This is a genomic window from Microbacterium salitolerans (assembly GCF_019720895.1).
Classification (GTDB): domain Bacteria; phylum Actinomycetota; class Actinomycetes; order Actinomycetales; family Microbacteriaceae; genus Microbacterium.
On the sequence record NZ_JAHKSH010000003.1, the window covers coordinates 587,472 to 599,517 of the forward strand.

Genomic DNA, 12,046 nt, shown 5'->3' on the forward strand with positions numbered 1-12,046 from the left:
CGGCCCCACCAGCCAATCGAAAGCGAGATACACCATGACGATGACCCCGCAGCAGGCCGGGTGGTTCCAGGGCACCTTCAACCGCCTCGTCGACAACGTCGACCGCGCCCTCATGGGGAAGCGCGACGTCGTGAGCCTCGTGCTGGCGTCGATGCTGGCCGAGGGGCACGTCCTGCTCGAGGACGCGCCGGGCACGGGCAAGACCAGCCTGGCGAAGTCGCTCGCGGCCACGGTGCAGGGCACGTCGAGCAGGATCCAGTTCACCCCCGACCTGCTGCCGAGCGACGTGACGGGCGTGACGATCTACGACCAGAAGACCCAGTCGTTCGAGTTCCACAAGGGGCCGGTCTTCACATCGATCCTGCTCGCGGATGAGATCAACCGCGCCTCGCCGAAGACGCAGTCGGCCCTGCTCGAGGTCATGGAGGAGGGTCGCGTCACGGTGGACGGGGTGACGCACGATGTGGGGCGTCCGTTCCTCGTCGTCGCGACGCAGAACCCGATCGAGACGGCGGGAACGTACAAGCTGCCCGAGGCGCAGCTCGACCGCTTCCTCATCAAGGCGTCCATCGGCTACCCCACCGTCGACGTCACCGAGCGGATCCTCCTGGGCTCCGCGGAGCGCAATCCGTCGTCGAAGCTCACACCGCTCATCACGACCGAGGCGATCGCCGACATGGCCGACCTCGGCGCGACGGTGCACGTCGACGGCGCCGTGCTGCGCTACACGGCCGAGCTGGCAGAGGCGACGCGCGCGGATCAGGACACACGCCTGGGCGTCTCGGTTCGCGGCGCGATCTCGATGATCCGCCTCGCGAAGGTGTGGGCCGGCGCACAGGGCCGCCACTACGTCATCCCCGACGACATCAAGGTGCTGGCGCAGCCCGCCTGGGCGCACCGTCTCGTGATGGATCCGGAGGCCGAGTTCTCCGGTGTGCAGCAGAGCACCGTGATCCAGCGCGTGCTGAGCGAGGTGCCCGCGCCCCAGAACCGCGCGCAGCAGGAGCCTGTCGACTGAGCATGACGATTCCCTCCGCGACGCCGATGAGCGCCGTGCCGGCCGGCATGGCGCCGTCGGACGCGCCCGTGGATCCGCAGACTCCCGAGTTCTCCCGTCCGGAGGAGAGCCGCGCTCCCTGGTGGCGCGTGGCCGTGTACCTGCTCGCGGAGGCCGGGCGCGGACTGCTCTCGGGCGCCCGCGTCATCCGGCCGATCGGGTGGATGGCGATCATCGGCGCGATCGTCCTGTGGATCCTCGGCCCGGCGTACGGGTGGCGGGAGATGACGACCGGCGCGATCGTGCTCACAGTGATCGTCGTCGTGTGCGCCCTGTTCCTCATCGGTCGCACCGGCTATGACGTCGCGCTCGATCTGCACCGCGACCGCGTGATCGTCGGCGAGCACGCCGAGGGCGGCCTGATCCTCACGAATCCCGCGAAGAGGCCGATCGCCGCGTCGCGCGTGGTCCTGCCCGTGGGGGAGGGCCGCGGCATCTTCGCCGTGCGCCGCCTCGCGGCGGGCGAGAGCGAGACCGAGCTCTTCCAGATCCCGACGCACCGCCGCGGCGTGCTCGAGGTCGGCCCGGTGAGCGTGCTGCGCGGGGATCCGCTCGGGCTGTTCGAGCGCATCGAACGCAAGGACGACCCGACGGATCTCTACGTGCACCCGCGCACGGTGCGATTCGAGGGGGAGTCGCTGGGGTTCGTGCGCGACCTCGAGGGTCTTCCGACGACGGACCTCGCGCGCGACGACATCTCGTTCCACGCGCTCACGGAGTACCAGCCCGGCGACGATCTGCGGCACGTGCACTGGCGCTCGTCTGCGCGCACCGGCACTCTCATGATGCGCACGTACGAGCAGACCAGACGCTCGCACTTCGTCATCGCGATCTCGCGCGCGGCGCACGAATACCGCACGGATGCCGAGTTCGAGCTCGCGGTGTCGATCGCGGCGTCGATCGGACGCCGGGCGATGCGCGATTCGTTCGAGGTCGATCTGCGCACGCAGTCGCGGGCTCTCCGCGCGGGCAACGAGCGTCAGATGCTCGACTCCCTCTCCGACATCGAGCCCGAGCGCACGCGCGAGCGCATCGACGAGCTCGGCGCGTTCGTGGGCTCGAACATCCCGTCCGCCAGCTTCGTCGTCCTCGTCACCGGGCGCGGCGCGACGGCGACCGACCTCAAGTCGGCGGCCGCGCGGATCCCTCCGGGGGCGCGCACGCTCGTGTGCGTCGCCGACGAGGGCGCGGACCCCGAGCTGCGTCGCATCGCCGACGCGCACGTCGTCTCGCTCGGCACGCTCGACCAGCTTCCCCGCGTGCTGAGGAAGGCGCTCGCATGACCACGCCGCCCCTCACCCGCCGGGCCGCCTCGCGCGCGGCGTCGGCGCGTCCGGCGCCGACCCGTCCGGCTCCACTGTCGGCTCGCCGATGGATCCTCGACCTCGCCGCGATGGTCCTCCTCCTCACGGTGCCGATTCTCGTGCTCGCCCCCGTCTTCGACGCGGGCCGATTCTTCGTGGGCGCCTATGGTGGCCTCCTCGTCGGGCTCGCGCTCGCCGCCGCGGGCGCGCTGTGGCGGTGGCACATCCTCGTCCTCGCTCCGGCGACGGTCGCGGCCTACTTCCTGTTCGGCGGAGCGCTGGCGCTCCCGTCGACGACGATCGGCGGCGTCGTCCCCACGCTCACGACCCTGCGTGAGCTGGCGGTGGGGTCCGTCACGATGTGGAAGTCCTTCGTGACGACGGTCGTCCCCGTCGCGGTCGACGACGGCCACCTGCTCGTGCCGTTCGCGATGCTGCTCGTCGCGGGCGTCCTCGCGGGCAGTCTCGCGCTGCGCGTCACACCGCCGGTATGGGCTCTCCTTCCGGTGCTCGCGACCGTCGTGCTGGCGATCGTCCTCGGCACGCCGGATCCGCCCGTGTGGCTGCCGTACCTGCTCGGCGCGTGCTTCGTCGTCGTCGCCATCGTGTGGCTCGCGCTGCGCGAGGCCTGGTCGCCCAAGCGCGAAGCGGTGTCGGTCGCAGGCCGCGCCGCGGGAGGTTCGACCGGCGGGACCGGCGCCAGAGTCGTCGCGGGGATCGCCATCATCGCGGTCGCCGCGGGCATCGGCCTCGCATCGCAGCTCGCCGCCCCGCGCAACGAGGTGCGCGAGGTCGCCCGCGACACGATCGTGCCGCCGTTCGAGCTCTACGACTATGCGAGTCCGCTGCAGTCGTGGCGCTCGATCGTGCGCGATCACCCGACGCCCGACGAGCCGCTCTTCTCGGTGGCCGGCCTGCCGGAGGGGGCGCGCGTGCGCCTCGCTGTCCTCGACGGCTACGACGGTCTCGTCTACAACGTCTCCGACGCGGGTGACGCGCGATCGAGTGACTTCTCTCCGCTCCGCAGCAACATGGCGGAGGGCGAGACGGGTGACGAGGTGACGGTCGACATCGAGATCCAGGAGTACGCCGGTCCCTGGCTGCCCGGCACGGGCGTCATCGACGCGGTCGAGTTCGCCGGCGACGGCGAGCGCGTCGACGAGCTGCGCCGCTCGACGTACATCAACGAGGAGACCGGCACCGGAATCGCGGTCGGCGGACTGCGTTCCGGCGACGTCTACGCCGTCACCGCGGTGCTTCCAGAGGTGCCTGCGCCCGAGGACCTGGCGGATGCGGCATTCGCGAAGCCCGAGCTGCCGCCCATGGGCCAGACGCCCTCGGATTCGGCTTCGGTCGCCGCCGACATCGTGGATCGGGCCGAGGCGGCCGAGGCAGGAGCGCTGTCGCAGTACGACAGCGTCGTCGCGATCGAGGAGTGGCTGCGCAACAGCTACTTCAGCCACGGCCTCGCGAAGGAGGACACGGGGCGCTCGGAGGACGATCCGCAGTCGCGAGCCGGGCACGGCGCGCAGCGCATCAGCGAACTCCTGGGGGCAGAGCAGCGCGTCGGCGACGACGAGCAGTACGCCGTCGCGATGGCGATCCTCGCGCGCGAGCTCGGCATCCCCGCCCGCGTCGTCATGGGGTTCCACGCCGACGAGAACGACCCCCACGTGGATCCGTTCGTCGCCTCGGGGGCGAACGTGCACGCGTGGGTCGAGGTCGCGTTCCAGGGGCACGGATGGGTGCCGTTCGATCCCACGCCCCCGGAGGACAACGAGCCCGATGAGATCACGGAGCAGCCGCGCCAGGAGCCGCGGCCGCAGGTGCTCCAGCCGCCGCCCCCGCCGCAGGAGCCCGCCGACGAGCCGCCGCTCGTGCCGAACGAGCGCGAGGAGAACGACGACGACGAGCCGCTGCTGTCGCCGTTCGTGTGGCAGATCATCGCGATCTCGGGCGTCAGTCTGCTCGTCATCGCGCTGGTGCTGTCACCGTTCCTGATCGTCGCCGCGATCAAGCTCGCGCGTCGCCGAGAGCGGCTGCAGGCCGCCGAGCGCGCCGACCGCATCGCGGGTGGGTGGAGCGAGCTCATCGATCGCGCAACCGACCTCGGCGCCTACCGACGCGTGCCGCTCCCCGCGGGCGAGACGCGCCACGAGGAGGCGCGGACGGTCGCGGCGCGATTCCATGAGCCGCGGGTCGTGCAGCTGGCGGTCGAGGCCGATTCGCGGGTATTCGCGCCCGCCGATCCGACCGACGATGATGTCGCCCGCTATTGGGACGACGTCGACGCGGTCGTCGGCGACATGCGCCAGAAGTCGACGCGATGGGCCCGATTCCGGGCGCGGCTCAGCGTGCGCTCCGTGTCGAAGAACTCCCCGATCCGTCGCGGGTTCCGCGCACTTCGTGAGAAAGTCGCAGAAGCACGAGAAGTCGTGAGCAGAAGGGGGAGCTGACATGAGCATGTCGACCGGGCAGTCCGGATACTCCAGCCAGCCGTCGTACGGGCACCAGCCGCAGGGCGGTGGGTACGGGGCGATTCCGCCCGTTCCGCCGCAGCCGCAGGATCCCGCTCCTCAGTCGTCTGCGCCCGCGACGCGTGAGCCCCTCGCGACGATCGGCAAGCGCGTCGGCGTGTACGTCGTCGACATGCTGCTCATCGCCTTCGTCGTCGGCGTGGTGTCCGCGGCGATCGCGTGGCCAGTGATGAGCGCGTTCCTCAACGGTGAGATGGGTGTCATGGCGGCGCTCGCCATGATTCCCGGGCTCGTGTCGATCGCCCTGATCGTCGTCTACACGTGGATGCAGGGATCCGGCGGGTCGCTCGCCCAGCGGTGGTTCAAGGTGCGTCTCGTGCGCGCGGATTCGGGCGCGCGGCTCGGGTTCGGCCGGGCGCTGCTGCGGCACATCATCTGGGCGCTCGCGGCGGCGATCATCGTCGGGTACTTCTCGGTGTTCTTCGATCGGTCGGGCCGCCAGCAGGGCTGGCACGACAAGGTCGGTGGGGCGCTCGTCATCGACGTCTCGGGTCGCGGGCCCGCCGAGCCGGCTCCTGCTCCCGAGCAGGGACAGGCACCGCAGGGCTGGGCGCAGGATCCGACGCTCGCGGCACCTCCCGCTCCGCCCGCGCCCCCGGCGGCGCCCGCATACGGCTACGCGGCGCCTCCCATCGTGGACGCGCAGGCGGCGCCCGCAGGCGACCAGCCGGCGCCGCAGCCAGCTCCCGCCCCGGCGGATCCGTTCGCGAACGTCCCGCCGGCGCCGCCCGCTCCTGAGCAGCCCGCTGCCGATGCCTCCGTGATGCCGCCGGCACCGGGGGTTCCTGAGCCCTCCGCACCGCCCTCGCAGTTCGAGGTGCCCGCCGAGCCGATCGCCTTCGTGCCGGGCGTGACCGGCGATCCGCGTGCGGAGGAGCAGCCCCCGCCCGCCGTCGACTTCGGCGAGCCGGCACCGGCACCGGCACCGGCATCTGCGCCCGCCCCGGCGCCGCCCGCTCCCGTCGACGACGAGTTCCCCGACGACACGGTCGTCGTGAACCGGCGCCCCGCCGCGGCGCCCGAACCGTCGGCGACGCTGGTGTGGGATGACGGCTTCCGCGTCGAGGCGACGGGCCGCACCGTGTTCGGCCGCAACCCGGTCGCGGAGGACGGCGCGCAGTCGGTCAGGATCGACGATACGACCATGTCGCTGTCGAAGACGCACTTCGAGCTGACGGTCACGGCGGACCAGGTGACGCTCACCGATCGCCACTCGACGAACGGCGTCGTGATCGCCCGCCACGGATCGTCGTTCACGGCGACGCCCGGCGAGCCGACGCCGCTCGCGGCAGGAGACGAGCTGACGATCGGCGACCGCACCGTCGCGATCGAGAGGGCGGGGCTCGCCTGACATGACCCCCGCGATCCTCACGGCGAGCGGCGTCGCCACCGACATCGGCCAGCGTCGCTCCCTCAACGAAGACGCGGCGCTGGCGTCGGCGCCGTGCTTCCTCGTCGCCGACGGCATGGGCGGCCACGACTCGGGCGACGTCGCGGCCGCGACGGCCGTCAGCGCGTTCCAGCGCTTCGCCGGGCGCGCGTCGCTCACGGTCGATGAGGTGCGCGACGCGATCGACGAGGTGCGCGCGTGCCTGGAGGAGTTCTCGGAGGGGCACGCCGGCGGGGCGGGCACGACGCTGTCGGGTGTCGCCGTCGCCGACGTGCGGGGCGAGGGATACTGGATGGTGCTCAACGTCGGCGACTCGCGCACCTACCGGCTGCAGGACGGATCGCTGACCCAGCTCACCGTCGATCATTCGCTCGTGCAGGAGATGATCGAGCAGGGCGTCCTCACGCCGGAGGCGGCCCGCCGGGATCAGCGTCGCAACGTCGTCACGCGCGCGCTCGGCGCATCGAGCAACGGCGTGGCCGACACGTGGATGCTGCCCGCGCACCGCGGCGACCGCATCCTCGTGTGCTCGGACGGGCTCTCCGATGAGCTCACGCACGAACGGATCGAGCAGATCCTTCTCACGGAGCGGGATCCGCAGGTCGCGGCGACGCTGCTCGTGCACGAGGCGCACCACACGGGCGGTCGCGACAACATCACGGCCATCGTCGTCGACGCCGTCGACGTGACCCATGCCGCGCCGACGGGGGACGACGACGTCGAGATCGCGACGCTCGACCGCGGTGCCGATGGATCCGTCGACACCAGGCCGCGCTCCGCCGTCACGGGGAGCGGCTCGTGACCGCCGAGATCGCGGTCGTCACCGCCGCCCAGCGCGTCGCCGTCGTGCCGGCGGCATGCGACGTCGACGCGGTGCGCGCGGCGCTCGCCGAGTCCGTCGCGGCCGCACGGGAGGTGCTGACAGGGGCGGCGTGGTACGCGGTCGTCGACCAGTCCGAGACCCCGTCGCGGGTCGTTCGCCACGGGGAGATGCCCGCGGTGCTCGTCGCCGCGGACGACGCGATCAGCGAGACGCTCGTCGACGCGCAGGACACCTCGGACCCCCCGGCGTCGGACGAGCCGGACGCCGCCGCGGCGTCCGTTTCTGAGCCGGTCGACGGCGCAGGCTCCGAGACCGCTCCCGTCGCCGACGACGTGGCAGGGACCCCCGTCGTCCGACCCGGCGATCACGACGGCGCCACGATGACGCTGGCGCAGCTGCGCGCGTTGCGAACTCGACGCGGGGCGTCCGCCGGCGACCACGACGGCGCGACGCTCTCGCGCGACGAGCTGCGCGCCCGCCGCGTGGCGGCCCAGCCCGTCCGCGCGACCGGCCGGATCCGCCTCTCGACCGGGGAGGTGCACGATCTCGATCGCCCGATCGTCATCGGACGGAGCCCACGGGCGACGCGCGTCGCGATCGACGAGGCGCCGCTGCTGCTCGCGGTGCGGAGTCCCGAATTCGACATCTCGCGCAACCATGTCGAGATCATCCCCGAGCCCGATGCCGTCGTCGTCACGGACCTGCGCACGACCAACGGCACCCAGCTCCGGCGTGCGGGGGCGGATCCGGTGCGACTGCGTCCCAGCGAGCGCACGGTGGTCGTGTCGGGCGACGTGCTCGATCTCGGCGACGGCGTCACGGTCGCGTTCGAGGAGCTGCCGTGAGCAGACGCACCGCGTCTGAGCCTCCCGAGATCCCCGGATTCACCTACCTGGAGCTGCTGGGGTCGGGCGGCTTCGCCGACGTCTTCCTGTACGAGCAGAAGATGCCGCGCCGTCGCGTCGCGATCAAGGTGCTCCTGCCGGATCGCATCTCGACGTCGGCTGCGCAGTTCACGGCCGAGGCGAATGTCATGGCGATGCTGTCGACGCATCCCGCGATCGCCGCCGTCTACCAGGCCGGCGTCGCCGACGACGGGCGTCCGTACCTCGTCATGGAGTACTGCCCGCGCCCGAATCTGCAGGTGCGGTATCGGCGCGAGCGCTTCTCGGTCGGCGAGGCCCTCCACACGGGGATCCCCGTCGCGGCGGCCGTCGAGACGGCCCATCGTGCCAATGTCCTGCACCGCGACATCAAGCCCGCGAACATCCTCGTCACCGAGTACAACCGGCCCGCGCTCACCGACTTCGGCATCGCCTCGTCATCGGCGGATCCCGATGAGAGCCTGGGCGTCTCCGTCCCGTGGTCGCCGCCCGAGGCGTTCGCCGAGCCGCCGCGCAGCGATCCCCGCAGCGACGTCTACCAGCTGGGCGCGACCGTCTACACGCTCCTCGCGGGCCGGTCGCCGTTCGAGGTCGCGGGCGAGAGCAACACCAGCACGGCGCTGATCGATCGCATCGAGACGATGCCCCTGCCGCCGCTCGGACGCTCGGACGTGCCGCGCTCGCTCGTGGCGGTGCTTGAGAAGGCCATGGCCAAGGATCCCGATGAGCGCTTCCGCACCGCGGCGGCGTTCGCGCGCGCCCTCCAGAAGGTGCAGATCGAACGCGGGGATCCGGTCACCCAGATCGACATCCTCGACGACGGATACGAGCACGACGAGGGCTTCGAGGACGACGAGATCGACGAGCTCGGGTCCACGCAGATCCGTCGCATCCCGGGCAGCACGACCGTCCTCCCGGGAGACCACGCCGGTGGTGGCTCCTTCGCGCCGCCATCGCCCGGCCCGGCGGATCCGTTCGAGATCCCGGCGCAGGAGACGCAGGCGGATCATTCGGCGTTCGCCCCTCCGTCCGCTGGCGGCGACGCGGGGGCGCTGCCGGCGTGGGCCGACGAGCTGCCCGCCGTGCCGGAGCCCCAGGAGGTCAGCGAGGAGGCGGCCGCAGCGCAGAGCGGCGCGCCGGAACACGGCCCGTCCGACGCCGATGCCACCGTCGCGCGTCCCTCGCGCGACGACGACGAGGCAGCACTCGACGGGGCGCCCGATGACGCGACGCGAGCCCGCGCACCGCGCGCCGACTCACCGGTTCGAGAGGACTCGCCGCGCGCGGAGCCGCCGGCCGACGACGAGACCGCCGTCCGTCCGCCGCGCACCGTCGAGCCGGCCGACGACGAGACCGCCGTCCGTCCGCCGCGCACCGTCGAGCCGGCCGACGACGAGACCGCCATCCGTTCGTCACGCACCGCGGCTGCGGCCGACGACGTCACGCGGGCGCGTCCCCCGGCATCGTCTGCTCCGGCGGACGACACGACGGCTGCCCGCCCCCGTCGGGCGGCGTCGCAGGCTCCCGCCGCCTACACGTTCGATTCGCGCGTCGAGTTCGGCGCGGGCAGCGTGCCGAAGGCGGATCCGTCGCAGTTCCGCGTCGTGAGCCGCATCCCCTCGGGGGGAGCGGTGGGTCCCGCCGTGACGAAGTCGACGCCGACGGTCGTCGATCGGCGCTCGCGGCGGCGCCTCGTGATCGGCATCATCATCGCCGGGCTCGCGGTTCTCGGGGGCGTCGCGGCGCTCGCTGTCTTCCTCGTGACGCAGACCGGCGGCGCTCCGAACGACGAGATCCCCGACGAAGACGTGGCGGCCGTCACCGACCTGCAGGGGAGAGCCGAGGCGACAGGCGAGCAGGTCACGTTCACCTGGAACAACCCGGATCCCTCCGCCGGCGACACCTACGAGTACGGCGTCATCGTCGAGGACCAGCTCGGATCCTTCGAGAACTCGACGAGCGAGGCGACCGCGACGGTCGACCTTGAGTCGGGCGCGGAGACCTGCATCCAGGTGCGGATCGTGCGCGCCAACGGAGCGCCGTCGCTCCCGGAATCGGCGTGCGTCTCCCACTCCGACTGAGAAGGAGCCCCGCTCACGTGGCGTGAGCGGGGCGTCACCTCACGGCGCGGGTTCGCTGTGCGCCAGGACCTTGATCATGATGCCGCGGCGGCCGAGCTCGGCGATCGTCTGGGCTTCCTCGGTCGCGTCGCGTCCGAAGACGCGGGCGCTGACCACGACGACCACATCACCGCGGTCGAGCCGGCCGAACAGGCGGTTGAGGCGCTCCTCCCACGTCTCGATGACGTTGGGTGCCGGGTGGCGGAAGCCGCCGATCGGGACGCCGAAGCTCGTGAGCTGCCGGCGCTGCTCGACGATCGACGGCATGCCTGCGCGCGCGACGACGATGCCGACGAGTCGGGAGCCGATCGGGCGAGCGCGCCAGATGTCGCCCGGAGTGCTGACCTCTTCGACATGCTCGGTGCTCACTCGACCATTCTGCCGCACGGCGCCGAGAATGTACGGCGCCGCACAGTCCGTCAGAGAAGGGCGAGCTCGCGCAGCTTCGTCTCGACGTCGGCGTTCGACGGCTCGACCTGGTGGCTCGCGTCCGGGTAGAGCACGACGGGGATGTTCGTGCGTCCCGAGATGTCCTTGGCGACGTCGGCGGCGGTCGGGTCGGTCTCGAGATCGACATAGGTGTACTCGATGCCGAGTCCGTCGAGCTGCGCCTTCGTGCGGCGGCAGTCGCGGCACCACTCGGCGCCGAACAGGGTGATGGTGTCGTTCGCGGGAGTCGTCATGGTCCCAGAATATGTCCGCTCGGAGCGGGGTGGATCCGCTTTCGGGGACCGCTCAGGCGCCCGCTCTCGTGCGAATGGCGGCGTATGCGCGTGCGACGATGGACCCGTGACAGCAGGGGAAGAGGAGCGCGCCGTCGACCTGACGGTGATCGTTCCGACGTTCAACGAGGCGGGCAACGTCGAGGAGCTCGTGCGACGCGTCACCGCGTCGGTCGGCGCGCATCGCGCGGAGATCCTCTTCGTCGACGACTCGTCGGACGGCACAGAGCTCGAGGTCGCGCGCGTGGCGCTGACGGCGATGCTGCCCGTGCGGGTCATCCATCGTGACGTGCCGGAGGGGGGCCTCGGCGGCGCCGTCCTGCTGGGCATGCGCGAGGCGCGCGCCGACACGTGCGTCGTGATGGACGGCGACCTGCAGCACCCGCCCGAGAAGATCCCCGAGATCGTCGAGCGCCTGCACCAGGGCGACGTGCAGATCGTCGTCGCGTCGCGGTACGTCGGGTCCGGCACGTCGGCCGGCCTCGCCGATGCGACGCGCCGCATGATCTCGCGCGGATCCAACCTGGTCACGCGGGCCATGTTCCCGGTCCGCCTGCGCCGTGTCACGGATCCCATGACGGGGTTCTTCGGCATCGACCGATCGCGCCTCGACCTGGAGACGCTGCGTCCCCGCGGGTTCAAGATCCTGCTCGAGATCATCGTGCGCACGCCCCTGCGTGTCGCCGAGGTCCCATTCGACTTCGCCGATCGGTTCGCCGGCGCGTCCAAGGCGAGCCTGCGTCAGGGCGTCTGGTTCCTGCAGCAGCTCACGATGCTGCGGTTCGGCAAGATGAGCGCGTACGCGCTGATCGGCGCCGTGGGGGCGGTGGCCAACGTCGCCATCGTGTGGGCGCTCACCGCGCTCGGCATGGGCTATCTGTGGGCGGCGATCGTGGCGGCCGAGGTCACGATCGTCGGCAACTTCCTGCTCGCCGAGCACTTCGTGTTCCGCGATCTCAGAGGGCAGGCGCGCGCGTTCTGGCGGCGCTTCGCGATCTCGTTCACGTTCAACAACGTCGAGTCGGCCGTGCGGATCCCGATCATGGCGGTCATGGTCGAGCGGCTGGGCATGGCGAGTCCCGTCGCGACGGCCATCACGCTCGCGGTGGCGTTCCTGGTCCGCTTCACGTTCCATTCACTCGTCGTCTACGCGCCGCGCAACGATGTGCGCGAGACGCGGTCGGTCCGCACATGACGGCCTGCGCGCGA

At 71.7% G+C, this 12,046-nt stretch carries 10 protein-coding genes; 8 read left to right on the forward strand and 2 right to left on the reverse strand.

Going from position 1 to position 12,046, the window contains the following annotated elements; all coding sequences use genetic code 11:
- Positions 1-34 precede the first annotated feature (34 nt).
- The 7 genes from KOL93_RS09215 to KOL93_RS09245 are packed head-to-tail and all read left to right on the forward strand — an operon-like array spanning position 35 to position 10,076.
- Positions 35-1,018 carry an AAA family ATPase gene (locus tag KOL93_RS09215; protein WP_221585034.1) on the forward strand — a complete coding sequence of 328 codons (984 nt, stop codon included), beginning with the start codon at positions 35-37 and terminating at the stop codon, positions 1,016-1,018.
- A gap of 2 nt (positions 1,019-1,020) precedes the next feature.
- Entirely contained in the window at positions 1,021-2,340 is a 1,320-nt protein-coding gene (locus tag KOL93_RS09220; protein WP_260406198.1) for a DUF58 domain-containing protein, read from the forward strand.
- On the forward strand, positions 2,337-4,817 hold the full coding sequence (locus KOL93_RS09225; protein ID WP_221585035.1) for a transglutaminase domain-containing protein: 2,481 nt from the start codon (positions 2,337-2,339) through the stop codon (positions 4,815-4,817). The genes KOL93_RS09220 and KOL93_RS09225 overlap by 4 nt, the downstream gene beginning before the upstream one ends.
- 1 nt (position 4,818) lies before the next feature.
- Positions 4,819-6,249, forward strand: a complete 1,431-nt coding sequence (locus KOL93_RS09230; protein ID WP_221585036.1) for an RDD family protein — start codon at positions 4,819-4,821, stop codon at positions 6,247-6,249.
- 1 nt (position 6,250) lies between these two features.
- Positions 6,251-7,090, forward strand: coding sequence for a PP2C family protein-serine/threonine phosphatase (locus tag KOL93_RS09235; protein WP_221585037.1), 840 nt, complete (start codon positions 6,251-6,253; stop codon positions 7,088-7,090).
- Entirely contained in the window at positions 7,087-7,956 is an 870-nt protein-coding gene (locus tag KOL93_RS16360) for an FHA domain-containing protein (RefSeq protein ID WP_221585038.1), read from the forward strand. The genes KOL93_RS09235 and KOL93_RS16360 overlap by 4 nt, the downstream gene beginning before the upstream one ends.
- On the forward strand, positions 7,953-10,076 hold the full coding sequence (locus KOL93_RS09245; RefSeq protein WP_221585039.1) for a protein kinase domain-containing protein: 2,124 nt from the start codon (positions 7,953-7,955) through the stop codon (positions 10,074-10,076). Before KOL93_RS16360 ends, KOL93_RS09245 begins: the two co-directional genes overlap by 4 nt.
- A gap of 39 nt (positions 10,077-10,115) precedes the next feature.
- Here KOL93_RS09245 and KOL93_RS09250 read toward each other — a convergent pair whose 3' ends face one another.
- The gene (locus KOL93_RS09250; RefSeq protein ID WP_221585041.1) at positions 10,116-10,484 is read right to left on the reverse strand and encodes a dehydrogenase; all 369 of its coding nucleotides are present in this window, start codon (positions 10,482-10,484) and stop codon (positions 10,116-10,118) included.
- A gap of 50 nt (positions 10,485-10,534) precedes the next feature.
- Positions 10,535-10,798, reverse strand: a complete 264-nt coding sequence (locus KOL93_RS09255) for a glutaredoxin domain-containing protein (protein ID WP_221585042.1) — start codon at positions 10,796-10,798, stop codon at positions 10,535-10,537.
- 106 nt (positions 10,799-10,904) lie between these two features.
- Here KOL93_RS09255 and KOL93_RS09260 point away from each other — a divergent pair, with 106 nt between their 5' ends.
- Positions 10,905-12,032 carry a glycosyltransferase gene (locus KOL93_RS09260; RefSeq protein ID WP_308291596.1) on the forward strand — a complete coding sequence of 376 codons (1,128 nt, stop codon included), beginning with the start codon at positions 10,905-10,907 and terminating at the stop codon, positions 12,030-12,032.
- The last annotated feature ends 14 nt before the right edge of the window (positions 12,033-12,046 follow it).

Coding starts and splice junctions, on each gene's coding strand:
- KOL93_RS09215 (WP_221585034.1), top strand. CDS start 35: ATGACGATGACCCCGCAGCAGGCCGGGTGGTTCCAGGGCACCTTCAAC.
- KOL93_RS09220 (WP_260406198.1), top strand. CDS start 1,021: ATGACGATTCCCTCCGCGACGCCGATGAGCGCCGTGCCGGCCGGCATG.
- KOL93_RS09225 (WP_221585035.1), top strand. CDS start 2,337: ATGACCACGCCGCCCCTCACCCGCCGGGCCGCCTCGCGCGCGGCGTCG.
- KOL93_RS09230 (WP_221585036.1), top strand. CDS start 4,819: ATGAGCATGTCGACCGGGCAGTCCGGATACTCCAGCCAGCCGTCGTAC.
- KOL93_RS09235 (WP_221585037.1), top strand. CDS start 6,251: ATGACCCCCGCGATCCTCACGGCGAGCGGCGTCGCCACCGACATCGGC.
- KOL93_RS09255 (WP_221585042.1), bottom strand. CDS start 10,798: ATGACGACTCCCGCGAACGACACCATCACCCTGTTCGGCGCCGAGTGG.